General features: G+C 70.7%; 23 protein-coding genes and 1 tRNA gene. 8 read left to right on the top strand and 16 right to left on the bottom strand.

Annotated elements, in window-relative coordinates; translation table 11 throughout:
• Positions 1-47 precede the first annotated feature (47 nt).
• The 7 genes from urtD to EZ242_RS07445 form a co-directional block, all read right to left on the bottom strand.
• On the bottom strand, positions 48-899 hold the full coding sequence (urtD, locus tag EZ242_RS07475; RefSeq protein ID WP_135284513.1) for an urea ABC transporter ATP-binding protein UrtD: 852 nt from the start codon (positions 897-899) through the stop codon (positions 48-50).
• Complete coding sequence (gene urtC, locus EZ242_RS07470) at positions 896-2107, bottom strand: urea ABC transporter permease subunit UrtC (RefSeq protein WP_240787021.1); 1212 nt, start codon at positions 2105-2107, stop codon at positions 896-898. The genes urtD and urtC overlap by 4 nt, the downstream gene beginning before the upstream one ends.
• Positions 2104-3681, bottom strand: coding sequence for an urea ABC transporter permease subunit UrtB (gene urtB, locus EZ242_RS07465; RefSeq protein WP_135284512.1), 1578 nt, complete (start codon positions 3679-3681; stop codon positions 2104-2106). The genes urtC and urtB overlap by 4 nt, the downstream gene beginning before the upstream one ends.
• A 128-nt stretch (positions 3682-3809) precedes the next feature.
• A complete protein-coding gene (gene urtA / locus EZ242_RS07460; RefSeq protein WP_135284511.1) occupies positions 3810-5087 on the bottom strand; it encodes an urea ABC transporter substrate-binding protein in 1278 nt (425 codons plus the stop codon).
• A gap of 168 nt (positions 5088-5255) precedes the next feature.
• Positions 5256-6968: a hypothetical protein gene (locus EZ242_RS07455; protein WP_135284510.1), complete on the bottom strand. Its 1713-nt coding sequence runs from the start codon at positions 6966-6968 to the stop codon at positions 5256-5258.
• Positions 6969-7282: 314 nt separating this feature from the next.
• Positions 7283-8269 carry a response regulator gene (locus EZ242_RS07450; protein ID WP_135284509.1) on the bottom strand — a complete coding sequence of 329 codons (987 nt, stop codon included), beginning with the start codon at positions 8267-8269 and terminating at the stop codon, positions 7283-7285.
• On the bottom strand, positions 8266-11691 hold the full coding sequence (locus EZ242_RS07445; RefSeq protein WP_240787020.1) for a hybrid sensor histidine kinase/response regulator: 3426 nt from the start codon (positions 11689-11691) through the stop codon (positions 8266-8268). The genes EZ242_RS07450 and EZ242_RS07445 overlap by 4 nt, the downstream gene beginning before the upstream one ends.
• A 75-nt stretch (positions 11692-11766) precedes the next feature.
• On the opposite strand from EZ242_RS07445, the gene EZ242_RS07440 reads away from it, so the two are divergent.
• The 8 genes from EZ242_RS07440 (at position 11767) to EZ242_RS07405 (ending at position 16329) form a co-directional block, all read left to right on the top strand.
• Positions 11767-12069, top strand: a complete 303-nt coding sequence (locus EZ242_RS07440; protein ID WP_135284508.1) for an urease subunit gamma — start codon at positions 11767-11769, stop codon at positions 12067-12069.
• A gap of 16 nt (positions 12070-12085) precedes the next feature.
• A complete protein-coding gene (locus EZ242_RS07435; protein WP_135284507.1) occupies positions 12086-12268 on the top strand; it encodes a hypothetical protein in 183 nt (60 codons plus the stop codon).
• The gene (locus EZ242_RS07430; RefSeq protein WP_135284506.1) at positions 12265-12570 is read left to right on the top strand and encodes an urease subunit beta; all 306 of its coding nucleotides are present in this window, start codon (positions 12265-12267) and stop codon (positions 12568-12570) included. The genes EZ242_RS07435 and EZ242_RS07430 overlap by 4 nt, the downstream gene beginning before the upstream one ends.
• 1 nt (position 12571) lies before the next feature.
• Positions 12572-14290: an urease subunit alpha gene (gene ureC, locus EZ242_RS07425; protein WP_135284505.1), complete on the top strand. Its 1719-nt coding sequence runs from the start codon at positions 12572-12574 to the stop codon at positions 14288-14290.
• Positions 14291-14297: 7 nt separating this feature from the next.
• Positions 14298-14885: an urease accessory protein UreE gene (gene ureE / locus EZ242_RS07420; protein WP_135284504.1), complete on the top strand. Its 588-nt coding sequence runs from the start codon at positions 14298-14300 to the stop codon at positions 14883-14885.
• On the top strand, positions 14866-15552 hold the full coding sequence (locus EZ242_RS07415; protein WP_135284503.1) for an urease accessory protein UreF: 687 nt from the start codon (positions 14866-14868) through the stop codon (positions 15550-15552). The genes ureE and EZ242_RS07415 overlap by 20 nt, the downstream gene beginning before the upstream one ends.
• Complete coding sequence (gene ureG, locus EZ242_RS07410; RefSeq protein WP_135284502.1) at positions 15549-16196, top strand: urease accessory protein UreG; 648 nt, start codon at positions 15549-15551, stop codon at positions 16194-16196. Before EZ242_RS07415 ends, ureG begins: the two co-directional genes overlap by 4 nt.
• A gap of 45 nt (positions 16197-16241) precedes the next feature.
• Positions 16242-16329, top strand: a tRNA-Ser gene (locus tag EZ242_RS07405).
• 396 nt (positions 16330-16725) lie between these two features.
• Here EZ242_RS07405 and EZ242_RS07400 read toward each other — a convergent pair.
• From EZ242_RS07400 to EZ242_RS07355, 9 genes are all read right to left on the bottom strand, one after another.
• Positions 16726-16980 (bottom strand): hypothetical protein, encoded by a 255-nt coding sequence (locus EZ242_RS07400; protein WP_135284501.1) that lies wholly within the window; start codon positions 16978-16980, stop codon positions 16726-16728.
• A gap of 50 nt (positions 16981-17030) precedes the next feature.
• Positions 17031-17768, bottom strand: a complete 738-nt coding sequence (locus tag EZ242_RS21975; RefSeq protein WP_167784686.1) for a class I SAM-dependent methyltransferase — start codon at positions 17766-17768, stop codon at positions 17031-17033.
• 83 nt (positions 17769-17851) lie between these two features.
• Positions 17852-19498 (bottom strand): CHASE domain-containing protein, encoded by a 1647-nt coding sequence (locus tag EZ242_RS07385; RefSeq protein WP_135284498.1) that lies wholly within the window; start codon positions 19496-19498, stop codon positions 17852-17854.
• A 118-nt stretch (positions 19499-19616) separates the two neighbouring features.
• Positions 19617-20180 carry a P-loop nucleotide/nucleoside kinase family protein gene (locus EZ242_RS07380; RefSeq protein WP_135284497.1) on the bottom strand — a complete coding sequence of 188 codons (564 nt, stop codon included), beginning with the start codon at positions 20178-20180 and terminating at the stop codon, positions 19617-19619.
• 9 nt (positions 20181-20189) lie between these two features.
• A complete protein-coding gene (locus tag EZ242_RS07375; protein ID WP_135284980.1) occupies positions 20190-21638 on the bottom strand; it encodes a cobyric acid synthase in 1449 nt (482 codons plus the stop codon).
• A 58-nt stretch (positions 21639-21696) separates the two neighbouring features.
• Positions 21697-22488 (bottom strand): ABC transporter ATP-binding protein, encoded by a 792-nt coding sequence (locus EZ242_RS07370; protein ID WP_135284496.1) that lies wholly within the window; start codon positions 22486-22488, stop codon positions 21697-21699.
• A complete protein-coding gene (locus EZ242_RS07365) occupies positions 22485-23483 on the bottom strand; it encodes a FecCD family ABC transporter permease (protein ID WP_205960615.1) in 999 nt (332 codons plus the stop codon). Before EZ242_RS07365 ends, EZ242_RS07370 begins: the two co-directional genes overlap by 4 nt.
• Positions 23480-24397, bottom strand: a complete 918-nt coding sequence (locus EZ242_RS07360; protein ID WP_135284495.1) for an ABC transporter substrate-binding protein — start codon at positions 24395-24397, stop codon at positions 23480-23482. The genes EZ242_RS07365 and EZ242_RS07360 overlap by 4 nt, the downstream gene beginning before the upstream one ends.
• Positions 24398-24400: 3 nt before the next feature.
• The gene (locus EZ242_RS07355; RefSeq protein ID WP_135284494.1) at positions 24401-26254 is read right to left on the bottom strand and encodes a TonB-dependent receptor domain-containing protein; all 1854 of its coding nucleotides are present in this window, start codon (positions 26252-26254) and stop codon (positions 24401-24403) included.
• Positions 26255-26315: the final 61 nt, after the last annotated feature.

Genomic DNA, 26315 nt, shown 5'->3' with positions numbered 1-26315 from the left:
CCTTCCCCCTCTGGGGGAAGGCCGGGATGGGGGCTTCCGGCGCGCCATCACCTTCCCAGGTACACCTCGATCACCCGCTCGTCCGACTGCACCTCGTCGAGCGTTCCCTGCGCCAGCACGGAGCCGTCGCACAGCACGGTGACCACCTCGCAGATGCGGCGGATGAAGCTCATGTCGTGCTCCACCACCACCAGCGAATGCTGGCCCTTGAGCGTGAGGAACAGTTCGGCGGTGCGCACCGTCTCCTCGTCCGTCATGCCGGCCACGGGTTCGTCCAGCAGCAGCAGCTTGGGGTCCTGCATCAGCAGCATGCCGATCTCCAGCCACTGCTTCTGGCCGTGGCTGAGATTGCCGGCCAGCCGGTGCTCGCTGCCGGCGAGGTGGATGGTGTGCAGCACATGCGCGAGGCGGTCGCCCTGCTCGCTGCGCAGGCGAAAGAACATGGAAGCCTTCACGCCCTTGTCGGTCTTGAGCGCGAGCTCCAGGTTCTCGAACACCGTGAGCTGCTCGAAGACCGTGGGCTTCTGGAACTTGCGGCCGATGCCCATCTGCGCGATCTCGGCTTCGGTGTGGCGCAGCAGGTCGATGGTGCTGCCGAAGTACACCGTGCCGGCGTCGGGGCGCGTCTTGCCGGTGATGATGTCCATCATCGTGGTCTTGCCCGCGCCATTGGGGCCGATGATGCAGCGCAGCTCGCCGGGCGCGATGTCCAGGGACAGCTTGTTGATCGCCTTGAAGCCGTCGAAGCTCACGCTCACGTCTTCCAGGTAGAGGATGCGCCCGTGGGTGAGGTCCACCTCGCCGGCGATGGCGGGGCGGCCCCAGCCGGCGGCGCGCCCGCCCGACTCGGTGTGCGAGGCCACGCGCTCGGCGCCCAGCTCCATCAGCAGCGGGGTCATGGGGCGTCCTTGCGGCGGCGCAGCAGGCCCACGATGCCCTGCGGCATGAAGAGCGTCACCGCGATGAAGAGCGCGCCGAGGAAGTACAGCCAGAACTCGGGCGCCGTCACGGTGAGCCAGCTCTTGGCCCCGTTGACCAGGAAGGCGCCGACGATGGGCCCCACCAGCGTGGCGCGCCCGCCCACGGCGGTCCACACCGCGATCTCGATCGAGTTGGCCGGGCTCATCTCGCCGGGGTTGATGATGCCCACCTGCGGCACGTAGAGCGCGCCGGCCACGCCGCACATCATGGCCGAGATGACCCAGATGGTGAGCTTGTAGCGCACCGGGTTGTAGCCGCAGAACATGACGCGCGACTCCGCGTCCCGCACCGCCTGCAGCACGCGCCCGAACTTGGCCGTGACCAGCCAGCGCGAGAAGAGGAAGAAGGCCAGCAGCACGACGCCCGTGAGCACGAACAGCACCATGCGCGTCTGCGGCGTGGCGATGGTGACACCCAGGATGCGCTTGAAGTCGGTGAAGCCGTTGTTGCCGCCAAAGCCCGTCTCGTTGCGGAAGAACAGCAGCATGGCGGCGAAGGTGAGCGCCTGCGTGATGATGGAGAAGTACACGCCCTTGATGCGCGAGCGGAAGGCGAAGAAGCCGAACACGAAGGCCAGCAGCCCCGGCACCGCCACCACCAGGACCAGCGTGGCGATGAAGCTGTCGCTCAGCGCCCAGTGCCAGGGCAGCTCCTTCCAGTCCAGGAACACCATGAAGTCGGGCAGCTCGCTCTGGTAATTCCCGTCGCGGCCGATCTGGCGCATGAGGTACATGCCCATCACGTAGCCGCCCAGCGCGAAGAAGAGGCCGTGGCCGAGGGACAGGATGCCGGTGTAGCCCCAGATCAGGTCCATGGCCAGCGCGCAGATGGCATAGCACATGATCTTGCCGACCAGGGAGACGGCGTAGTCGCTCAGGTGGAAGGCGCTGCCTTCGGGCACCACCAGATTGAGCAGCGGTGCGACGCCGCAGACGAGCGCCAGCGCGATCAGGAACCCCGCCCACCCCGTCCGCGACAGAAGCCCCCTCCCCCCCTGGGGGAGGGTCGGGGTGGGGGCCGCGCGCGCTACAACCGCCGGCTGCCCCTCCACGCGCGAGCCCCCACCCTGCCCTCCCCCAGAGGGGGAGGGAATGTTGTCATTCACCACGATCGCGTTCATCGTCATGCCTCCGCACTCCGGCCCTTGACCGCGAACAGACCCTGCGGCCGCTTCTGGATGAACACCACGATGAACACCAGCACCGCGATCTTGGCCAGCACCGCGCCCGCCCACCCCTCCAGGAACTTGTTGAGGATGCCCAGGCCGAGGGCGGCATACACCGTGCCCGCGAGCTGGCCCACGCCGCCCAGCACCACCACCATGAAGGCATCGACGATGTAGGCCTGCCCCAGGTCCGGCCCCACGTTGCCGACCTGGCTGAGCGCACAGCCCGCCAGGCCCGCGATACCCGAGCCCAGCGCGAAGGCCAGGGTGTCGGTGCGCGCGGTGTTCACCCCCATGCACGAGGCGATGGAGCGGTTCTGCGTCACGCCGCGCACGAAGAGGCCCAGCCGCGTGCGCGCGATCAGGAAGGCCATGCCTGCCAGCACCGCGGCGGCGAAGCCGATGATCACGATGCGGTTCCACGGCAGCTGCAGGCTGCCCAGCACCACCACGCCGCCACTCATCCAGCTCGGGTTCTCCACGCCCACGTTCTGCGCGCCGAACACGCTGCGCACCAGCTGCATCAGCATGAGGCTGATGCCCCAGGTGGCCAGCAGGGTCTCCAGCGGGCGGCCGTAGAGGTAGCGGATCACGCCCCGCTCCAGGATGGCCCCCATCAGCGCCGAGGCGCCGAAGGCCACGGGCACGGCCGCGACCAGGTACCAGCCGAAGACCTCCGCGGGCAGGTACCGCTGGAACAGGCCCTGCACGACGTAGGTGGCGTAGGCGCCGATCATCATCAGCTCGCCGTGCGCCATGTTGATGACGCCCATGAGGCCGTAGGTGATGGCCAGGCCCAGGGCCACCAGCAGCAGGATGGAGCCCAGACTGATGCCGGAAAAGACCTGCCCCGCGCGCTCGGCCCAGGCGAGGGACGACTCCACGCTGCGCAGCGCCGCGCGCATGGCCGCCTGAACGGCGCGGTCGGGTTCGCTCGCGAGTTTCTCCACCAGCAGGGTGCGGGTCGCGGGGCTGCGGCTGTCGGCGAGCGCGCGCGCGGCGGCCAGGCGCTTGGCGGGGTCCTCGCTGGCCAGGAGGATGGCGGCACGCGCGAGTTCGAGCTGCTGGCGGATGGCGCCATCGGTCTCGGCCTGCAGCGCCTTCTCGATCATCGGCAGGCGCGCCTCGTCGGGCTCGCCGGCCAGCGCCCGCACGGCCTGCGCGCGCTGCGAAGCGTCGGGGGAGAAAAGGCGGATGGCGGCGAGCGCGGTGTCGATCTCGCCGCGCATGCGGTTGTTGCTGATGACGTCCTCGGCATCGGAAGGCAGCGAGGCCGCCGCGCCGGTGACGGGATCGATGGCTTTCTCGCCCTGCACGACGAAGACCTTGCCGCCGGCGGTCTTCACGCGGTCCTCGGCCAGGGCCTGCAGGAACTCGGCGGTCTTTGCATCCGGCTGCGCGACGGCCTTGCCCACGGCTTCGATGCGCGCGTCGGTGTCGCCCGTGGCGATGCCGAGGGCTTCATCGGCCGTGAGCGCGTGGGCCGAGGCCGCGAGCAGGACGCAGAACAGCGCGGAAAGAAGGTTCTTGATCATGGGAAAGGTCGCGAAACCCCCTCCCCCTCTGGGGGAGGGTTGGGGTGGGGGCCGCGTGCGCCGGTCACATCACCGGCACGCCAGCCCCCATCCCGGCCTTCCCCCAGAGGGGGAAGGAGGGACACACATCAGACCTTCGATTTGCCGTCCGGCTCGTCCTTCTTCTTGTCGTTGCCCTCGATGTAAGGCGACCAGGGCTTGGCCTTCACCGGCCCGGGCGTCTTCCACACCACGTTGAACTGCCCGTCGGCACGCACCTCGCCGATGAACACCGGCTTGTGCAGGTGGTGGTTCTTCTCGTCCATCTTGGCCGTGAAGCCCGAGGGCGCCTTGAAGGTCTGGCCGCCCATGGCCGCGATGACCTTGTCCACGTCCGTGCTCTTGGCCTTCTCCACCGCCTGCTTCCACATGTAGATGCCGATGTAGGTGGCCTCCATGGGGTCGTTGGTCAGCGGCTTGTCCTTGTGGCCGGCGATGTTCTTGGCCTTGGCATAGGCGGCCCACTTCTTGGTGAACTCGTCATTGGCCGGGTTCTTCACCGACATGAAGTAGTTCCAGGCGGCCAGGTGGCCCACCAGCGGCTTGGTGTCCACGCCGCGCAGCTCCTCCTCGCCCACGGAGAAGGCCACCACCGGCACGTCCTTGGCCTTCAGGCCCGCGTTGCCAAGCTCCTTGTAGAAGGGCACGTTGGAGTCGCCGTTGATGGTGGAGATCACCGCCGTCTTGCCGCCGGCCGAGAACTTCTTGATGTCGGCGACGATGGTCTGGTAGTCGCTGTGGCCGAAGGGGGTGTACTTCTCGTCGATGTCCGAGTCCTTCACGCCCTTGCTTTTCAGGAAGGCGCGCAGGATCTTGTTGGTGGTGCGCGGATAGACGTAGTCGGTGCCCAGGAGCACGAAGCGCTTGGCGCCGCCGCCGTCCTTGGACATGAGGTATTCCACCGCGGGAATGGCCTGCTGGTTGGGCGCCGCACCGGTGTAGAACACGTTCTTGGACAGCTCCTCGCCCTCGTACTGCACGGGGTAGAACAGCAGGCCGTTGAGTTCCTCCACCACCGGCAGCACGGACTTGCGCGACACGCTGGTCCAGCAGCCGAAGATGGCGGCCACCTTGTCCTGCGTCATGAGCTGGCGGGTCTTCTCCGCGAAGAGCGGCCAGTTGGACGCCGGGTCCACCACCACGGGCTCGAGCTTCCTGCCCAGCACGCCGCCCTTGGCGTTGATCTCCTCGATGGCCATGAGCGCCGTGTCCTTGAGCACGGTCTCGGAAATCGCCATGGTGCCCGAGAGGCTGTGGAGGATGCCGACCTTGATGGTATTGCCCGACTGGGCCAAGGCGGCGGGCGAGGCGAGCGCGGACAGCGCGGCGGCGGCGGCAATCGCCTGGAGGGTGAAACGACGTTGCATGCGGGGCACTCCTGGGTGGTCTGGGGTTCATCGCCGGGCCGGGGTCACGGCCCTTGGGTCAGCGATGGAGGAATGCTAGGTAGGCCATGTCAGCCGGCCAATACGCCGGGTGGCGTATGGCCGGGTGGCGGCGCGGCAGGCAGCGCAGGATGCGAGCCGCGCGCCGGATCATTTGGCGGACGACGCCGCTCGGGCGGCGGTGGCTTGAGAGAAGCTGTGCTGAGCGGGCTGAGGTGCTGCCTCAGGGGGGCCTTCGAAGGAGGGTGACTGTTGTACGGCGAGGCGGCGGGACTGTGCCGACGGACCGCGCTCAGGAGAGCCCGCCGCAGCGATGCGCTTTTCAAGATAGTCGAGCCTGCGCTTGGCGCCTGAGATCCACGGCGCGCCCTGAGAGGACGTGTCGATCAGGGCAGCCGCGCTTTCCAAGTGACCGCGTGCAGGTTCAATGTTTTCAGAGGGCACGTCAAAGCCTGCTGCAAGGGGACTGAGCAGCCGACTCGCAGCATCGAGATGGTTTCCCAGGTCTTTCGGTGGACGTGACACCCTTTTCGTGGCTACAACTGGCGTGGCATTCGGAGACGCAGCTTGCGGGCTGGCTTGCGGGGGTGGTTCCGCGCTGCGTTCATCAGATGCCGCATCGTGATTGCCGGATGCCGGTCCACCTTCGCCCGCGGATGCGTGCGCGGCGCCAGCGTGCCCCTCGGCCGAGCGGTCCGGATTCCCGAGCACTTCCGACAGTGAGCTCACGACGCACTCGTCGATCGCCGACTGAGCGATGCCGCCCTCCGCGTCGGACTTGAGCTTCTCAAGGTGACGATGCAGAGCCAGCGCCGCCCTCTTGCGCAGAGTGACAGCTGCAGATGTGTCCGGTTCCACCCGGCCCTCCGCCTTCAAGCCAAGACCCAGGCGGACGCGCGCAAAGTTGGCTACATCGGCCAGCGGCACGGGATCACCTGTCCGGGTCAGTTCAGCGTAACGATTGGCCGCAGCGCCGTTGGCCGCATCGAGCACGGGCTGCAGTGAGCTGGCGCAGAGACTCAAGTTCGAACACCGCGCCAGCGTGAGCTTGTCCGGATCCTGGGCGAGCAGTTCTCGTACGCGCTCGTCGTGCATGCCATTACCCAGCAATCGTGCTTGGAGCGTGTTGGTCTCGTCCGAGCGAATCCCCGTGAAGCTGGCCTGCAGGGTTGCGCGGACTCTGTACAGCCACATGCGCACACCACTGAGCGTCGAGGCTTCGTGTCGCATGTCCACTTCCGGACAAAGCAATTCAGCGAAGTCGAACCTGGGGTTGTTGCTTGCGCCGTCCAGGCCTTCTTGAACGCGGGCCTTGAACGCGGCCACTTCTGCCGACTGCGCCTTGAGGTCGTCGGGGCGCACGGGCGCGCGACCTGGCGTGCCTTCGCGCGGAGCCAAGCCGCCCGTTCGAACCACCTCAGCGGCAGCGTCCGTGATTTCGGAAAGCGAATTCAGCCTCTTCTTCGGAATGGCCTGCGCCATTTCCGGCGTGACGACCAAGCGCTGTGGCCGAGTTGCGGCACCGAGCGCTGCCCGAACCACGGCACCACGTTCAAGACTCTCAATCTGGGCGTGGCTGCCCGTCAACTCGAGCGAGGCACGCTCACTGTGCTTGCGAAGCGTCTCCTGATCAAGGGCGTAGAGCTGGGCGAGCGCCGTGTCCAGGGCCTGAGCGCCGTCCCTGAACTTCGCGTTGGGATACGCCTGCACGGCGCGATCCGACAAGCGCAGGAACTCGCACGCCCGGGAAGTCCCTGGAACGCCCTTGAGTTGCCCGATGACTTCTGCGGGCTCGCGCTGATACAAGGCCCTGAGCGTCGCACGCAGGTCGGTCAGGTCTCGCACGCGGCCGTTGCGGCTCACCTGAAGCGCGTGTTCGTACCTGCGGCTCAGGTCTCTGATCGCTCTCGCTTCTGGACCCGACCTGAACATAGCCACAGCCCTGGCGCCGAAGCTCGGCTTGGAGTCGGGCTCGGGCAGGTCGTACCGCCGCTCAGTGAGTGAGATGTAGGGGTGGCCCCGGCGCCGTTGACGCTCAAGAGAGGAGGCGTGGGGCGAAAAGCCGGCTGGGGTGGACGACATGGCAATCCCTCTGCTTAGCCAAAAGGACTCGCATGCTAGGGAAACGGCGCACACTTTCCTCACCTTCTGCTGACGAGACGGTGCGTCGTACCGGCTCATGCCGCCGCAGCGCCCCCTCGCATCCTCCCCATCGCCATCGCCGCCGCCGCCGTGCGCGTCTCCACCCCCAGCTTGGCGTACACCCGCTCCAGGTGCTTCTTCACCGTCGCGGGGCTGGCGCCCACCACCTCCGCGATGTCGCGGTTGATCTTGCCCTGGGCCACCCAGTACAGCACCTCGGCCTCGCGCGCGGTGAGCTTGAAAGACAGGCTGAGCGATTCGATCACGGCCGCGTCCGACTCCTCGCGCATCACGATCAGCCACTCGCTGCCGCCCTCGTCGTCGCCGGTCTGGCGGTGCAGGCGGAAGGTGAGGCGCCGGGCGCCGGCTTCGGCCGAGAGGCGCGCGGGTTCGAGCTGGCGGGCGGCGTCCGGCAGCGCGCGGCGCAGCCAGTCCACCACGGCGGGCGGGGCGTGGTTGGGGCGGCGGGCCATGTCCGTGCCGTACCAGGCCTGCAGCAGGTCGCGCGCCAGCGGGGTCTGCCACATGAGGCGGCCGTCGCTCGCGCGCACGGTGATGCTCGCGTAGCCGAAGGCGTCCAGCGCGTTGCGCGTCTGGCGGGCCAGGCGCGCGCCGCGCAGGTGCACGGCCATGCGGGCCAGTACCTCCTTGGGCTTGATCGGCTTGGTGACGTAGTCCACCCCGCCGGCCGCCAGCGCCGCGACCAGGTGCTCGGTCTCGGTGAGGCCGGTCATGAACAGGATGGGAATGTGCGCGGTGGACGGCTGCGCCTTCAGCCGCCGCGCCACCTCGAAGCCGTCCAGGCCCGGCATCATGGCGTCCAGCAGCACCACGTCCGGCAGGGCCTGGGCGGCGCGCTGCAGGGCGGCTTCGCCGCTGGTGGCGACCAGCACGGTGTAGCCGCTTTCGTCCAGCGCGTCGTGCAGCATGGCCAGGTTGTCGGGCACGTCGTCCACGATGAGGACCACCTCGGCGCGGTCGCGGTCCAGGGCCTGGTCGATGCTGGGCGGGGGCGCGTTCATGCGGAGGGCTCCAGGCGCCGGGCCATGGCCTCGAACTCGAAGCGCCGCGCCAGCTCGGCCATCTGCGCGCACCAGGCGGCGCTGGCGGAATGGGCCGCCTCGATCTCGCGCAGGCGGTTGAGGATGCCGCGCACATAACCCAGTTGCACCAGCTCGCGCAGGCCGGACAGCAGCTGCGCGTCGGGGACCGGCGCCTCGCTCGCGGGCGGCTCGGCCTGCGCGGGCGGCTCGCTGCACCAGCGCAGGTGCAGGCGCTGCTCCAGCCAGTCGAGCAGCTGCGGCAGGCGCACGGGCTTGAGCAGGAAGTCGGCGGCCGTGATGCCCAGGCCGTTGTCCAGGCCCTGGTCGAAGGCATTGGCCGAGACGATGGCCACGGCCGCCTGCGGACCCGGCATGCGCCGCAGCCGCCGCAGGGTCTCCCAGCCGTCGATGCCGGGCATGGCCAGGTCCAGGAAGATGGCATCGGGTGCGAAGCCTGCCGCCAGCAGGTCCAGCGCGTCGTGGCCACTCGCGGCGCTGCGCAGCTCGAAGCCCAGGGGCGCGAGTCGCTGGACGATGAGGTCGCGGTCGGCCTCCTCGTTGTCAACGACCAGGATGCGCCGGCAGGGGCCCTCGTAGCCACGCCGCGTCTCCGGTACGGCCGCCGGGAGTGCCACGCCATGCACGGCCGGCAGGAACAGGCGCACCCGGAAGACGCTGCCCTGCCCCGGCGTGCTGCGCGCGGTGAGCTCACCGCCCATGAGGCCGGTGAGCATTTTGGCGATGGTCAGGCCCAACCCGGCGCCGGAGGACGGCGCGGCGCTGGCGCCCCGCGCGAAAGGCTCGAAGACTTCGGCCAGCTCCGCGGCCGTCATGCCCGGACCGCTGTCCTCGATCTCGATCTGCGCCATCTCGCGCGAATGGCGCACGCGGAAGGTCACGCCGCCTTCGGCCGTGAACTTGATCGCGTTGCCCAGCAGGTTGATGAGGATCTGCCGCAGGCGCTTCTCGTCGGCGCGCACCACCTCGGGCAGCTCGCCTTCGGCCACGAAGCGGAAGGCCAGGCCCTTGCCCGCGGCCTGCAGCTCGAACAGGCCCGCCACTTCGTGCACGCAATCGGCAAAGCGCATGGGCGCCACCTCCAGCCGCAGCTTGCCGGCCTCGATGCGGGCGATGTCCAGCGTGCCTTCGATGAGCGAGAGCAGGTGCTCGCCGCCGCGGCGGATCACGTTCACCGCCTGCTTGCGATGCGCAGGGATCTGCGCGTCCTCGCCCATGAGCTGGGCGTAGCCCAGGATGCTGTTGAGGGGCGTGCGCAGCTCGTGGCTCACGGCGCTGATGTAGCGGCTCTTGGCCTGGTTGGCCTGTTCGGCCGCGTGCTGCGCCTCTTCGGCGACCAGGCGCGCCTGCTGCAGGGCCTGGTCGGTCTGGCGGTGCGACTCGATCTCCTGCATGAGCAGGTGCGTCTGGCGGTTGGATTCCTCCTGCGCCACCTGCCGGGTCTTGTGCGCGAGCACGCCCCACCAGGCCACGATGCCGGACACCACCACCAAAGCCACCCAGGCCTTGGCGAAGCCGGCCGCCAGCGTGGCCTGCAGCAGCGGGGCGGCCTCGCCCGCCAGTTCCAGCGCGGCCAGCTCCTGCCGGTACAGGAGGCCGAACACCGCCGCCAGCAAGGGCACGATCAGCAGCATCAGCAGCACGAAGTGACCCAGGCCCGCATCGAGAAAGGGCCAGGCGCGGCGCGGCAGCAGCCAGCGCAGCGTGGCGCGCCACTGCGCCGCCAGGCTCGCCTGCGGCTTGCAGGCATCGCCGCAGCGCGCGTCCAGCGTGCAGCAGAGGGAACAGATGCTGCCCTGGTAGGCCGGGCAGTGCGCCATGTCCGGCGACTCGTACTCGCGCTCGCAGACCACGCAGCGGCGCAGCGCGGCCTGGTCGCCCGCCTCGTTCGCCGGCCGTGCGAGGTAGTAGCGCCCGCGCGTGCCCCAGGCGATGAGGGGCGACGCCATCAGGGCCACCGCGAGCGCGATGAGCGCGGAGAAGGCCTGCGCCCCGGCGCCGAAGAGGCCGAGCCAGGCAGCGATGGACGCGGCCGAGGCCAGGCCCATGGCCCCCACGCCCACCGGATTGACGTCCCACAGGTGGGCGCGCTTGAACTCGATGCCGCGCGGCGACAGGCCCAGGGGCTTGTTGATGACGAGGTCCGCCACCACCGCCATGAACCAGGCGATGGCGATGTTGGAATACAGCCCCAGCACCTCGCCCAGCGCCTGGAACACGTTCATCTCCATCAGCAGGAAGGCGATGCTCACGTTGAACACCACCCAGACCACGCGGCCCGGGTGGCTGTGCGTCACGCGCGAGAAGAAGTTGGACCAGGCCAGCGAGCCCGCGTAGGCGTTGGTGACGTTGATCTTCAGCTGCGAGACCACCACGAAGAGCGCGGTGGCCGCGACCGCCCAGCCGTAGTGCGGGAAGACGTACTCGTAGGCGGCCAGGTACATCTGGTTGGGATCGACCGCCCTGTCGACCGGGACCATGTGGCTGATCGCCAGCCAGGCCAGGAGCGCGCCGCCCAGCATCTTCAGCACGCCCAGCACCACCCAGCCCGGGCCGCCGGCCAGCACGCCCGCCCACCAGCGCACGCGGTTGGCCGGGCCACGCGCCGGCATGAAGCGCAGGTAGTCGGCCTGCTCCCCCATCTGGGTGATGAGGGCGATGCCGACCGTCAGGGCGGCACCAAACAGGTGCAGGTCGAACTCGCCCGGGCGCCCCTTCTCACCGCCGTAGTGCACGACGCCCACGAATGCACCAGGATCGCGCAGCCACACGAAGACGAAGGGCACCACCAGCATCACGAGCCAGAGCGGCTGCGTCCATACCTGCAGCCGGCTGATGGCCGAAATGCCGTGGGTCACCAGCGGGATGACCACCAGCGCGCACACGAGGTAGCCCCAGGAAGGCGGGATGTCCAGGGCCAGTTCCAGCGCATAGGCCATCACCGCCGCTTCGAGCGCGAAGAAGATGAAGGTGAAGGACGCGTAGATGAGGGAGGTGAGGGTCGATCCGATGTAGCCGAAGCCCGCGCCCCGCGTGAGCAGGTCCATGTCCACCCCATGGCGCGCGGCATAGATACTGATCGGCAGCCCCGCCAGGAAGATGATGAGCCCGGTCGCGAGGATGGCCCAGAAGGCATTGACGAAGCCGTACTGCACCAGCAGCGTCGCGCCCACGGCCTCCAGGATGAGGAAGGAGGCGGCGCCGAAAGCCGTGTTGGCCACCCGGGCCTCGGACCACTTGCGAAAGCGCCGGGGGGTGTAGCGCAGGGCATAGTCCTCCAGCGTCTCGCTGGCCACCCACCGGTTGTAGTCGCGGCGGACCTTGACCACGCGCTGGGGCGCGTCGTCGAGGGCAGGATGGATGGGGACCACGGTCTCGCTCACGGCCGGCAGGGTGCAACTTCCGGGCCAGGGATGGCCCCTCGCGCGCGGGCACAGGGCTTGCAACAATGCGGCTCCATGGACCTCACCCCGCGCGAGAAAGACAAGCTGCTTCTCTTCACGGCCGCCCTGCTGGCCGAACGCCGGAAAGCCCGGGGCCTCAAGCTCAACTACCCGGAAGCGGTGGCCCTCATCTCCGCCGCCGTCCTGGAGGGCGCCCGCGACGGCAAGACCGTGGCCGAGCTCATGAGCGAGGGCCGCAGCGTCCTCACACGCGACGAAGTGATGGACGGCGTGGCCGACATGATCCCGGACATCCAGGTCGAGGCCACCTTCCCCGACGGCACCAAGCTCGTCACCGTCCACCAGCCCATCGTCTGAACAGAGAGGAGCCCCCATGCCATCCCTGCACCGCCTGCCCGCGACCGCCCTCGCCTTCCTTGCCACCACCGCCTCGGCCCACGAAGGGCACGGGCTCCCCGGCCTGGCCCATTGGCATCCGACCGACGCGGTTGGCCTGCTGCTGGTGGGCGGCCTGGGTGCGCTGGCGGTCTGGTACTGGTTCGGCGGCAGGAAATGATCCCGGGCGAACTGCTGCCGCTGGACGGCGAACTCGAACTCAACCCGGGGCGGCGCACGCTCACGGTGGTCGTGCGCAACACCGCGGACCGCCCTATCCAGGTCGGCTCGCACTACCACTTCGCCGAGACCAACGCTTCCTTGCACTTCGACCGCGACGCGGCGCGCGGCATGCGACTGAACATCGCCTCGGGCACGGCCGTGCGCTTCGAGCCCGGGCAGCAGCGCACGGTGGAACTGATCGACTATGCCGGCGCGCGGGTGGCCTGCGGCTTCCGCGGCCTGGTGCAAGGGAAGCTCTGACATGGCGAAGATCGCACGCCGCGCCTACGCGGACATGTTCGGCCCCACCGTGGGCGACCGCCTGCGCCTGGCGGACACGGACCTCCTCCTGGAGGTGGAGGCGGACTACACCCTGCGCGCTGGCGGCTACGGCGAGGAGGTGAAGTTCGGTGGCGGCAAGACCATCCGCGACGGCATGGCCCAGGGCCAGGCCAGCCGCGCCCAGGGCGCCATGGACACGGTGCTGACCAACGCGCTGGTGATCGACCACTGGGGCATCGTCAAGTGCGACATCGGCCTGAAGGACGGCCGCATCGCCGCGCTCGGCAAGGCCGGCAACCCCGACACGCAGCCGGGCGTGGACATCGTCATCGGCCCGGGCACGGAGATCATCGCCTGCGAAGGCAGCATCGTCACCGCCGGCGGCATCGACAGCCACATCCACTTCATCTGCCCGCAGCAGATCGAGGAGGCCCTGGCCTCGGGCATCACCACCATGTTCGGCGGCGGCACCGGCCCGGCCACGGGCACCTTCGCCACCACCTGCACGCCCGGCCCCTGGAACATGGAGCGCATGCTGCAGGCGGCCGACGCCTTTCCCATGAACCTGGGCTTCATGGGCAAGGGCAACACCAGCCAGCCGCAAGCCCTGCGCGAGCAGGTGGAAGCCGGCGCCATCGGCCTGAAGCTGCACGAGGACTGGGGCAGCACGCCCAGCGCCATCAGCAACTGCCTGGACGTGGCCGAGGCCATGGACATCCAGGTGGCGCTGCACTCGGACACGCTCAACGAATCGGGCTTCGTGGAGAACACCATTGCCGCCACCAAGGGCCGCGGCATCTGCGCCTTCCACACCGAAGGCGCCGGCGGCGGCCACGCGCCGGACATCCTGCGCGTGGTGGGGGAGGCCAACTTCCTGCCCTCGTCCACCAACCCGACCATGCCCTACACGGTCAACACGCTGGACGAGCACGTGGACATGCTCATGGTGTGCCACCACCTGGACGCCGGCATCCCCGAGGACCTGGCCTTCGCCGAAAGCCGCATCCGCAAGGAGACCATCGCGGCCGAGGACATCCTGCACGACCTGGGCGCCATCAGCATGTTCAGCTCCGACTCGCAGGCCATGGGCCGCGTGGGCGAGGTCATCCTGCGCTGCTGGCAGACCGCGCACAAGATGAAGCTGCAGCGGGGTCTCCTGCCCGGCGACTCGGAGCGCAACGACAACGCCCGCATCAAGCGCTACGTCGCCAAGTACACCATCAACCCCGCCATCGCCCACGGCATCAGCCACGAGGTGGGCAGCATCGAGCCGGGCAAGTGGGCGGACCTGGTGGTCTGGAAGCCGGCCTTCTTCGGCGTCAAGCCTTCCACCATCCTCAAGGGCGGCTTCATCGCCATGGCCGCCATGGGGGACCCCAACGCCTCCATCCCCACGCCGCAGCCCGTGCACTTCCGGCCCATGTTCGGCAGCTACGGCGGCGCGCTGGCCCGCGGCTCGCTCACCTTCGTCTCGCAGGCGGCGCTCGATGCGGGCGTTCCCGCGCGCTTCGGCCTCGCCAAGACCGTGGGCGTGGCCAAGGACATCCGCCGCATCCGCAAGCAGCACATGGTGCACAACGACTGGCTGCCGACAATGGAGATCGACGCGCAAACCTATGCCGTGCGCGCCGACGGGCAGCTTCTGAGCTGCGAGCCCGCGCGCGTGCTGCCCATGGCGCAACGCTACTTCCTGTTCTGAACTTTCCATGCTGATCGCCAACAAGCGCCTTCCCGGCGGCCAGGGCCTGGCGCCCGCGCTGCTGCGGCGCGCCGCCACCGTGGAACTGGACTGGGACCGGCGGCAGAAAAGCCGCTTCGAGTGCACCGACTCGCTGGGCCGTACCCTGGGCGTGTTCCTTCCGCGCGGCACCCTGCTGCGCGGCGGCGACGTGCTGGTGGCCGAGGACGGCTCGCTCGTTCGCGTCATCGCCGCGCCCCAGCCCGTGCTGGTGATCACCGCCTGCGCCGAGCACGGCAACGCCTTCGACCTCACCCGCGCGGCCTACCACCTGGGCAACCGGCACGTCGCCCTCGAACTGCAGCCCGACCACCTCAAGATCGAACCCGACCACGTGCTGGCCGACATGCTGCGCGCCATGCACCTCACGGTGCGCGCGACCGATGCGCCCTTCGAGCCCGAAGGCGGCGCCTACGGCGGACACGGCCACGCGCATCGCCACGGTCCGGACCCGGGCAGCGCCCACGAACACTCGCACACCGGCTGGCACGAGCACGCCAACGAGGGCGAGCCGCACGAGCACGACCACCCGCCCCATGAGCACCCCCACCGCTGAGGCCGAGCACGACGCCGGCCTGCTGCAGCTGATGTGGCTGGCTTCGCCCGCCCTGCCGGTGGGGGGCTTCTCCTACTCCGAAGGGCTGGAGGCCGCGGTGGAGGCGGAGCTGGTGCACGACGCGGCCAGCGCCGGCGAGTGGTTGTCGCAGCAGCTGCGGCTCACGCTGGCCCGTGCCGACCTGGCGGTGCTGGCCCCCGCCCTGCGCGCCTGGCGCGGCGGCGACCTGGAGCGGCTGCAGGCCCTGGACACCTGGGTGCGGCGCACGCGCGAGAGCGCGGAGCTGCGCCAGCAGAGCGAGCAGATGGGCCGTTCGCTCATCGAGTGGCTCAAGTCGCTCGGCGCCGCACCCGCGCTGCCACCGGGTCCCCTGACCTACCCCGTCGCCTTCGCCGTGGCCGCCGCGTCCCAGCCCGTGGGGGAGCGGCCGCTGCTGCTGGCCTTCGCCTTCGGCTGGGCCGAGAACATGGTGCAGGCGGCCATCAAGTCCGTGCCTTTGGGCCAGGCCGCGGGGCAGCGCATCCTCGCGCGCCTGGCGCGCGAGATCCCGCAGGCCGTGGACACGGCCCTGGCGCTCGGCGACGGGGACCGCCAGGCTTTTTCCCCCATGCTGGCCATCCTCTCGGCCCGGCACGAACACCAGTACTCACGCCTGTTCCGATCATGAGCGCCCTCCTGCACCACATTCCCGGCCGCACCAAGCGCCTGCCCCCCCTGCGCGTGGGCATCGGCGGGCCGGTCGGCTCCGGCAAGACCACCCTGCTGGAGATGCTGTGCAAGCGCATGCGCGGGCGCTGGGACCTGGTGGCCATCACCAACGACATCTACACCAAGGAAGACCAGCGCCTGCTCACCGTCAGCGGCGCGCTGCCCGCCGAACGCATCATGGGCGTGGAGACCGGCGGCTGCCCGCATACCGCCATCCGCGAGGACGCCTCCATCAACCTCGAAGCCATCGACCGCATGCTGGAGCAGTTCCCGGATGCCGACATCGTCTTCGTCGAGTCCGGCGGCGACAACCTCGCGGCCACCTTCAGCCCCGAGCTGAGCGACCTCACCGTCTACGTCATCGACGTGGCCGCCGGCGAAAAGATCCCCCGCAAGGGCGGCCCCGGCATCACCAAGAGCGACCTCTTCGTCATCAACAAGACCGACCTCGCGCCCCACGTGGGCGCGGACCTGTCGGTGATGCAGGCCGACACCGAGCGCATGCGGCGCGGCAAGCCCTTCGTGATGACCAACCTCAAGACCTCGGTGGGGGTGGAGGAGGTCGTGGGGTTCATCGAGCGCAAGGGCTTGCTGGTCCCCTGATCCTGCAGTCTTTCGGGACGCCGCAGGACTAGAATCCCGGGCTCCGGAAGCGTGGCAGAGTGGTCGATTGCACCGGTCTTGAAAACCGGCGACGGGCAACCGTCCGTGAGTTCGAATCTCACCGCTTCCGCCAGGACCTGGGCGCAGCCGTTCTTTGACTTGCGCTCAATTTCACTGAGACCACTACGACGGGTCGCCTTTTTCACCATCTCAGGCGGCCGGAACCCTGTGTCGAAATCACAGACCAGGACTTCGCCGCGTTTGGATGGTAGGGAAGCGCCATGCAAGAAAAAGCCCCCGCTACGGGAGGCTTGACTGACGCCCGGGCTAGCTTGGGATCGCCTATCCGGGCCGCTGCCGCTATTTCTCAAGCGGCAGACTCAAGCCGGCTTTGGCCGGAACCGAGCGCAATGTGCCAGAAATGGAAAAGCATTACTAGCGCGAAGTGGTCATCGCATACGAATGTGCTCGCGGCCGGGCGACTCGGAGTGTGTGGAGCAGCTCACGGGTAAGCCGCAGAGCCCACCCTTCAAGTCCCCGCCGGGGCCTTCTCCGCGCTCAACTCCACGTCGCTGTGTGCGATGTGCATCGATCCATCCCGCCGCACCTCCACCAGCCGGCCGTCCTCCAGCCGGTACTCGGCCTGCCCGGTGCTCTCCCACTGCTCCTGGCCGTTCGGGCCCGTGCCGGTCGATGCCAGGCGGTCATAGGCGCAGACCTTGTAGGACTGCCCGTCCGAGCCCTGGGCCGTGAAGGATTCGAGAAACTGCAGACGCAAATCCATGCTTTCCTCCTTGGGTTCGAGCTGCCGGCCGGGGTGGCCGGCAGGGCTGTTCATTGTGCGGCGATCGATGCGCGCGTGGGGCTCTGCCGTGCTGGCGGATCGTGATCCTTCGAGGGCTGGCTCGGCACCATGCCGGTCCAGCCGGCCTGGTATTCGGCGAACTCCAGCCGTGCGCCCACGGCCTGGGCGTACTGCGCCACCAGCAGGCCCTTGCCGCCCACGGCCGGCGGGTTGAGCACCATGAGGCCGTCGCCCTCGCGCGCCGGAATGCATTCGGCGATGGACGGGCAGTCGTCCACCACCACCAGCGTGTCCGCGCGCAGGCAGCGCATGGCGGCGGTGAGCTCCTTGAGGTGGTGGATGGCCGAAGGCTGCCAGTACAGCTTGTCCAGGTCGAAGGAGTCCAGGTAGAGGACGTCGATGCTGCTGGCGTCCTGCCCGCAGCGTTGCGCCAGCCGGGCGAGGAAGGTCACGCTGTCCTCCTGCGACACCGTGACACCCGGGCCGACGAGGTTGCGCGCGTTCTCCACGGCGTGCGCGCAGATGTCCACGCTGAGGCAGCGCGAGCCGTCGCCGCGCGCAGTCACGTAGCGGTCGAAGAGCACCGTGCTCAGGCCGTCGCCCCACCAGTTGTCGGTGCTGCGCGCACAGCCCGTCTCGACGATGGTGACCGGGTGCTCGCAGGCGTCCAGGTGCTCGAAGATGCGGCGGAAGGTGGGCGCGCGGATGCCCAGGCGAGGCTCGGCATCGCGGCCGAAGAAGGTCCAGAAGGTGGCGGCGTGGGACATGGCGGCTGCGTGGGTGGACGGCAAACCATCCACCCTACCCGGGCATCAGTTCGCATTCAACGCCGCTGCTGCGGCGAGCTTCTTCAGCTCGTGCGCGGCAATTCCACCGTGAACAGCGTGCCCGCCTCGCGCGACGAGCTGCAGTGCACGCGGCCGCCGTGGGCGCGCGCGATCTGCTGGACGATGTACAGGCCCAGGCCGATGTTGCGGCCGCGCGCCCCCACGCTGGACCCCTGCCGCAGCGGCTCGAAGAGCGTCCCCATCAACTCCGGCCGGATCGGCTCGCCCAGGTTGTGCACCGACAGGCGCACCCGCTGGCCGGTGCCGTCCACCGCCACGCGGATGGGCGCGTTCGCGTCGCCGTAGACGATGGCGTTGCTCACGAGGTTGGAGACCACCTGCGCGATGCGGTCCGCGTCCCAGGTGCCGGTGCCGCTGCCCTGGGCCGAGAAGGCCACCTCGCGCCCGGGGTGCGCCACCCGCACCTGATCCACCGCCTGCTGCACGATGCCGGCCACGTCCCCCGGTGCGCGCACCACGGGAATGCCGCCGGCCAGGCGCGCCTGGGTGAAGTCCAGCAGGTCGCGGATCATGCGCAGGCTCTGCTCGCCGCTGGCCTGGATGCGCCTGACGCAACGCGCGAAGTTTTCGGGCAGTTCCGCCTGGGAGAGCAGCGCGGTGTTGAGCTGGATGACGTTCAGCGGGTTGCGGAGGTCGTGCGAGACGATGCCCACCAGCAGCTCGGAGAACTGCAGGCGCTGGCGCATCTCGCTGCTGCGCTTCTCGGCCCGGTGCCGGGCGCGCGTCTGGTGCCGCGTGAGTGCTGCCAGGAGGCCGCTGACCAGCACGCCGAGCACGAACACCGCCAGGACCATGACCCGCTCGGCCAGGGGCGGACCGACGCTGCGCTCGAAGACGAGCACCCAGGGCTGGCCCGCGACGTTCACGCGCCGCCGGATGGCCGCCTCGGGAAGGGGCACGGCCGGGTCGCCGCGCAGAAAGCCGCCCGGCCGGTCGCTCTCGGCCGTCGCCGTGTGGATGGCGAGCAGCTCGACCTCGGGCGAGCGGAACAGGCCGTTGAAGAAGTCCGTGCCCCGAAACGGCGCATAGACAAAGCCGCGCAGGCGCGCGCGCCGCTGCGAGACGCTCTCGGGCACGTCCCGACCGGCATAGACGGGCTCGTAGATGAGAAAGCCCGGCGAGAGGTCCGGCAGGATCTCCTGCTTGAGCAGCACCACGCCGCTCATCGCCGCCTCGCCCAGGTCGCGGGCACGGTCCATGGCGGCGGCGCGCACGGGCTCCGAATGCATGTCGAAACCCAGCGCGGCGCGGTTGCGCTCGTCCAGTGGTTCCAGGAAGAGAATGGTGTAGCGCTCGGTGCCGGGCGCCAGGCGCGGGCTCCAGCCGATGCCCTGGATGCCGGGGTAGTCGCTCGGGATGCGCAGGCCGGCGACGAAACGCTTGAACTCATCGGCGTTTAGGGCCTCGCCCTGCGCCTCCACAAAGGCGCGGGTGGCCCGCAGCAGCGCCAGGTAGGCGGCGACGCGGCGGTCCAGCCCTGCGATTTCCTGGTCCACCGCGGCCTGCGCCACCGCGTCCGCGCGTTCGCGTACCACCTGCACCGCCAGCAGGGTCGCCAGCGCGGTGAGCAGCAGGCAGGCGGCCAGCACCAGGGCCGCACGGCTGGCGCCAGCCGCGCGCACACGCTGCCAGAGCGCGGCCCGGCTCAAGCCGCGCGTCCTCCCTGGAGGCCGGGCGGCGATGCGGATGCGAGACGGCGTGGATGCATTCGAATCGCCGATTCTGCGTTGCCTGTCGTCCGCCGTGCCTCAGGGGCAGGGCCGCATGTCACCTGGGCGACTCGGATGCTCCAGCGCCCATGGAGACGCCTGAAAGGCCGAGCCGCGCCAGGACCGCCGCGGCCAGGGCCTCGGCCGACCCCTCGGCCGTGTCCAGCACGAGTGCGTCCGGCTCCGGCGGGTCCATGGCCAGGGCGGCGATCTGGCTCCAGCTCGGCGGGACGTGCCCTGCCAGGTCCGTGGTCCGCTCACGCACCCGGCGGCGGTGTTCCTCCTCGCGCGAGCAGTGGAGGTGGACGAAGCGGCACGGTGCGCCCAGGTCCTGCGCCACGCGCACCCAGCCCGCGCGGGCGGCGGCACCCGCATTGACCGCATCGGCCACGACCCTGCGCCCGAGCCGCAGGTTCTCCGCCGCCAGGGCCTGGGCGATGGCGTAGCCCTCGGGCCCGGTCACGGCCTGCCCCGTGCAGCGGGCCAGGGCCTGCTCGATGCTGTCGATGCGCAGGTAGGCCGCGCCCGCGGCGGATGCGACCCGGCGCGCGATGCTGGTCTTGCCGACACCCGGCAGGCCGCAGAAGACGATCAGTGCGGGTGGCGACACAGCGGTGTTCATGCGGACTTCTCAGGCTTGCACCAGCGCATCGAGCACGCCCGGCTCGAAGTGCGCCTCGATGAAATCGGCCAGGCCCTCGAAGACGCTGTCCAGCGTGGGCACCCGGGCGCCGAAAAGCGCGCGCAGCACGCCGGCGTCCTCGAAGAGGCCGTGCAGGTACACCCCCAGCACCTGGCCCGATTCGTCCTGCCAGCCCAGGCCGGGCAGCACCTCGCGCGCCTCGCGGCCCGCGCGCAGCATGGCCGGGTGCGGCACGGTCTGGCCGTGGTGGATCTCGTAGCCGCCTACGTCGAGCCCGGCGAGGGCCGACCAGGGACCTTGCACCGCTGCGAAGCGGGCGCGCGCCGGCCGCACGGTCTTGGCCGGCTCGAAGCGGCACACCAGCGGCAGGAGACCCAGGCCCGGGCCGTTGCCGTCGATGCCGTCGGGATCGACCAGCGCTTCGCCCAGCATCTGCAGGCCACCGCAGATGCCCAGCACGCGGCCGCCGCGCGCCGCGTGCGCGGTGATGGCGCGATCCAGGCCCTGCGTGCGCAGCCACTGCAGGTCCGCGCTGGTGTGCTTGGAGCCGGGGAGCACCAGCCAGTCGGCGCCGGCGCAGTCGGCGGGCGTGCGCGCCCACACCAGGCGAAGTCCGGGCACGTTCTTCAGCGGCTGGAACTCGTCGAGGTTGCTGATGCGGGGGTAGGCGATGACCGCAACGGTGGTGTGCAGTGCGCCGGCGCTGCGCGTCGTGCGATCGTCGAAGACGCCGTCCTCCTCGGGCAGGCCGTGGCCCCACCACATCGGCAGCGTGGCGACCGTGGGCACGCCGGTGAGCGCGCGCAGCTGCTCCGGCGCCGGCGCGAGCAAGGCCGCGTCGCCGCGGAAGCGATTGAGCACGAAGCCGTGCAGGAGGGCGCGCGCCTCGGGTGGCAGCAGGGCCCAGGTGCCGTACAGGTGCGCGAAGGCGCCGCCGCGGTCGATGTCGGTGACCAGCAGGCAGCGCGCCTGCGCGTGCTGGGCGACGCGCAGGTTGACGATGTCGCTGGCCTGCAGGTTGATCTCGGCCGGCGAGCCGGCGCCCTCGATGACCACCAGGTCATGGGTGGCGCGCAGCGTGTCCAGCGCTTCGGCCACCGCCGGCCAGCACTGCGCGCCGCGCTCGCGCCAGGGCAGCGCCGACAGCCGCGGGTCCACCTGCCCCAGCAACACGAGCTGGCTGCGGGTGTCGGCCTCGGGCTTGAGCAGCACGGGATTCATCTGCACCGAAGGCACGGCGCGCGCGGCCAGGGCCTGGAAGTACTGCGCGCTGCCGATCTCGCCCCAGCGGCCGCCCAAGCCCTCGACCACGCGCGCGTTGTTGCTCATGTTCTGCGCCTTGAAGGGCGCGACGCGCAGGCCGCGGCGTGCGTAGTGGCGGCACAGGGCGGTGGCCAGCCAGCTCTTGCCGGCGCCGCTGCTGGTGCCCAGGACCATCAGGCAGCGGGCGCTCACGACGGGCTCACACAAGCTTCGGACATGCCGCCATCTTGCGTCATCGCGGCAGCGCCACCCACTGCGCCTCGACGCGCCGGATGCTGATGCGCTGCTGGAAGACGTCCTCCAGGGCGCGGTGCGCGGCCGCCTCCTGCGCGAGCCCGGCATGGCGCACGCGGCCGGCGTCGATCAGGACGAGGTCATCCGCCTGCAGCGCGAACGTGAGCTCGTGCAGCACGCTCACCACCGTGCGGCCCTGTGCGACCAGCCCCCGCACCAGGGCCAGCCAGTCGGACTGGTGCGGCGCGTCGAGGTTGGCGAGCGGCTCGTCCATGAGCATGACCGGCGCCTGCACCGCGAGCAGCCGGGCCAGCAGCACGCGCTGGCGTTCGCCGCCCGAGAGCGAGCCGAGCGTGCGGCCGCGCCAGTCCCAGGCCTGCGTCTGGCGCAGCGCTTCTTCCGCGGCCTGGTGGTCGCGCGCGCTCGGGGCGGCGAGCCAGTCCTGGTGGGGGAGGCGGCCGAGCAGGACCACGTCGTAGGCCGTGAGGTCGTCGGCGCCGCCCTGCCCCGCCCCGCCCTGCGCCAGCCAGGCCAGGGTGCGCGCACGCTCGCGTCCCGCGAGCTCGCGCAGCGGCCGGCCCAGCAGGCGGACCTCGCCCTCGCAGGCCAGCAGACCGGCACAGGCCTTGAGCAAGGTGGACTTGCCCGCGCCGTTCGGGCCGACGACGCCGGTCCAGCGTCCGGCGGCGAAGGCGAGGTCGACGCCGTGCAGCACCTCGCGCGCGCCCAGGGACACCCGCAGGCCGCTGACCTGCAAGGCCGCCGTGCCCACTGAACGGCCCTCGCTCATTCCATGCGCCCCCGCATGAGCCACAGCAGGTAGGCGCCCCCGAGGAGGGCCGTGAGCACGCCCACCGGCAGCTCCTGCGGCGCGAGCAGGCCGCGGGCGAGCAGGTCGGCCAACATCAGCAGCACGCCGCCCATGAGGCTGGCCAGGACCAGCAGCGGCGCATGCCGGGTCTTGACCAGCCCGCGCACCAGGTGCGGCGCGGCCAGACCGACGAAGGCGATGAGGCCAGTCTGCGCCACTGCCGTGCCCGTGGCCAGCGCCAGCACCGCCACCAGCGCCGCGCGCAGCGGCGTGAGCGGCAGGCCCAGGCTGAGGGCCGTGGCCTCGCCCAGGGCCAGGCCGTCGAGCACGCGCGACAGGCCCAGCGCCAGCAGCAGGCAGCCCAGGCCCACGGCCAGCATGAGCGCGCAGGCCGCCCAGCCCACGAAGGCGGTGGAGCCCAGCATGAAGCCCTGCATGGCCTGCAGCGTCTGCGGCACGGCCAGGGTGACCAGCGAGGTGAGCGATCCCAGCACCACGCCCACCACCACGCCGGCCAGCAGGAGGCGCAGGGTCTGCTGCACGCCGCGCGCCAGGGCCAGCGTGAACATCACGGCCGCCACGGCGCCGAGGAAGGCCGCGCCCGTGAGCCCCAGGCGCACCGCCCATTGGGTGGCCAGGGGCGACAGGCCGAGTGCGGCCAGCGCCAGCGCGACGCCCAGCGAGGCGCCCGAGGCGCTGCCGAGGAGAAAGGGGTCCGCCAGCGGGTTGCGGAACAGCCCCTGGGCCACCGCGCCCGCCAGGCCCAGCAGGCCCCCCGCGGCGAAGGCGCCGAGCGTGCGCGGCGCGCGGATGTCCCAGACGATGCGCGCGGCCACCGGGTCGTCCAGCATGTGCCACGCGGATTCCACGCCGGTGCTGCCGACCCCCAGGCTCAGGGCCGCGATGACCGCTGCCGCCACGACCAGCGCGAGGGCCAGGCCGATCGCCGGCCCGGGGCGTGCGCCGGGGCTCACGGCGCCTTGTCCCTGAGGCAGCGCGCCATGGTGGCCGCGGCTTCGCCCAGGCGCGGCCCGGGGCGCACCAGCAGGTCGGCCTGGTCGTCGTCGAAGACGCACAGGCGCTGCTCGCGCAGCGCGCGCATGCCCGCCCAGCCCGGGCGCTGGGCCAGGCCCTCGGCATTGCGGCGGCCGATCATGATCACGTCCGGATCGGCCCGCACCACGTACTCGGGGTTCAGGCGCGGGAAAGGCCCGAGCGCGGCCGGCAGCACGTTGCGCACGCCCAGGCGGGCGAGGGTCTCGCCGATGAACGAAGGCGGTCCAGCCCCATACGGACCGCGACTGGCCTCGAAGTACACGCGCGCACGCCGCGCCCCGGGCGGCAGCGAGCGTGCCGCCGCGTCCACCTCGGACTCGATGGCCTGCCAGAGGCGCTCGGCATCCTGCACCGGCCGGCCGGCCAGCTGCGCCAGCGTGGCGAGCACGCGCCGCGCGTCGGCGTGGGTGCGCGGCTCCAGCACCACCACCTTCAGGCCCAGGGCTTCGAGCCGCTGCACGGCCTGCGAGGACTGCGCCAGCAGCACGGCGTCGGGCCGCAGGGCCAGCACGGCTTCGACCTGCGGGTCGATGCCGCCTCCCAGGCGCGGCAGGGCCTGCACCGCGGCCGGCCAGTTGGAATAGCGGTCCACGCCCACCAGCCGCGCGCACTCACCCAGCGCGCACAGCGATTCCGTGAGGGACGGCAGCAGGCTCACGATGCGCCGCGGCGGCTCGTCCCAGCGCAGCACGCGGCCGCGGTCGTCGCTGACCTGCACCGGCGCGGCCCACGCCAGGGGCGCGAGGCAGGCGAAGAGCAGGAGCAGCAGCGCGCGCCCGGCCGCCCGGCACGGGCGCCCTGGGAGGGCGGCGGCGGACGCGCTGCAGGCCATCGCTCAGCGAGGCTCCCACTGCAGCGAGACGAAGACACCCCGGCCTGCCGTGGCATAGCCGCGCGCGGTCTGGTAGTCCTTGTCCGCGAGGTTGTCGATGCGCGCGAGCAGCTTCCACTGCGGCGCGATGGCGCGCGTGGCCCAGAGATTGACCAGGCCGTAGCCGCCCAGGCGCTGCGTGTTGGCGGCGTCGTTGAAGCGCTCGTCCACCAGCTGCAGCTCGGTGCCCAGCGTCCAGCCGGCCGCGCGCGTGTCGGCGGCCAGGGTGGCCATGCGGCGCGGGCGGCGCGGCAGGAGCTGGCCGGTGCTCGCATCGGTGGGCTCCTGCAGGTCCAGCGAACCGCGCAGGCTCGCCCAGGCAGCGCGCCACTCGCCCGCGAAGGTCAGGCCGGCCAGGCGCGCGCGTCCCGTATTCGCATAGCAGCCCGCGAACGGTCCGGAGCCCGCCGCACAGGCGCCGGGGCCGGGCTGGAAGGTGATGAGGTCCGCGACGCGGTTGCGGTAACCCACCACGCTGAAGCTCGCGCCATCGGCCCGGTACTTCAGCCCCAGCTCGCGGTTGTTGGCCACCTCGGGCCGCAGGGTGGGGATGCCGTAGAGGCTGAAGCGCTGGTACAGCGTGGGCGCGCGGTAGGCCGTGCCGGCCGAGGCGGTGAGGCCCCATCGCGGCAGGAACTGCCAGGCCCAGGCGATGCTGCCGGTGCTCTGGCCGCCGAACTCGCTGTCGTAGTCGTGGCGCGCGTTGAGCTGCAGCGCGTGGTCCCCCGCCCGCCATCCCCAGCCCAGGGCGAGGCCGTCCTGCGTGCGCTGCGTGTCGGTGGGCGCGGTGGTGGCGTTCTCCAGCCGGTCCTCGCGCCGCTCCAGGTCCAGCGAGAAGCGATGCGCCCCCTGGCGCCACTCGTTGTGGAGCAGGACACTGTTCACGCGCGTTTCGGTGAGGTAGGGCGAGGGGTCGGTCTCATAGCGCTCGGTGCCGCGGGTCGCGGCCAGCCGCGTGCTGTAGCGGTCCGTCCATTGTGCGTTCCAGGCCAGGCCGAGGGTGCGCAGGTCCTGCCGGCTCCAGTCGTCGAAGGAAGACGCGAAGCCGTCGTACCGGGCGTCCAGCGCGTTGGCCAGCGCGGTGGCCTCGACGCGGTGGCCGGGCAGCAGGCGCCAGCCCAGGCTGGCCGAGCCGGCCGTGCTGTCGTAGCCGTCGCGGTCGGGGTTGGCCGCGGGCTGGGCGTTGAAGCCGGCGCTGGTCTCGCGGCTGATGCCCAGCGAGTAGTCGAAGGCGCCCTGGCTGCCGCGCAGGCTCGCATCGGCCTTGCGCAGGCGGTCGCTGCCGGCCCCGACGGTCACCGAGGGCGTGAAGGGCTCGCCCTGCCCGCGCCGCGTGAACACCTGGATGACGCCCGCGATGGCATCACTGCCGTACACCGCCGCGGCCGGGCCGCGGACGACCTCGATGCGCTCGATCTGCGACAGCGGGATGGCGTTCCAGCTCGCGCCGCCGGTGGCCTGCGAATCGACCCGCACGCCATCGACGAAGAGCGGCGTGAAGCGGGTCTCGGCGCCGCGCAGGTAGAGGCTGGTGGTGCCGGCGACGCCGCCGTTGCGTGCGAAGCCGATGCCCGGCACGCGCCCGAGCAGGTCGGCCAGGCCGGTGGCGCCGCTGCGCTCGATCTGCTCGCGATCGATGAGCGTGACGTCGGCCACCACGTCGGTGAGCGGCTGCTCGGTGCGGGTCGCGGTGACCACCACCGGTGCCAGGGTGGGCGTCGTCGATGCCGTGAGGGACGGGGCCTGGGCCAGGGCCAGCGTGGAGGCGAGCAGGGGCAGCGAGGCGCCGAGCCAGCGGGTGCGCGAGGAAAACGTCATGACGTGAAGGTAGGGACAGGTGCCGGCGCCACCTTCCCCGGCAGCGCATGGGCGTCACGGC

The sequence above is a fragment of the Ramlibacter rhizophilus genome, assembly GCF_004681965.1.
Lineage (GTDB): Bacteria > Pseudomonadota > Gammaproteobacteria > Burkholderiales > Burkholderiaceae_C > Ramlibacter > Ramlibacter rhizophilus.
This window is presented reverse-complemented; position numbering and strand designations above follow the sequence as displayed.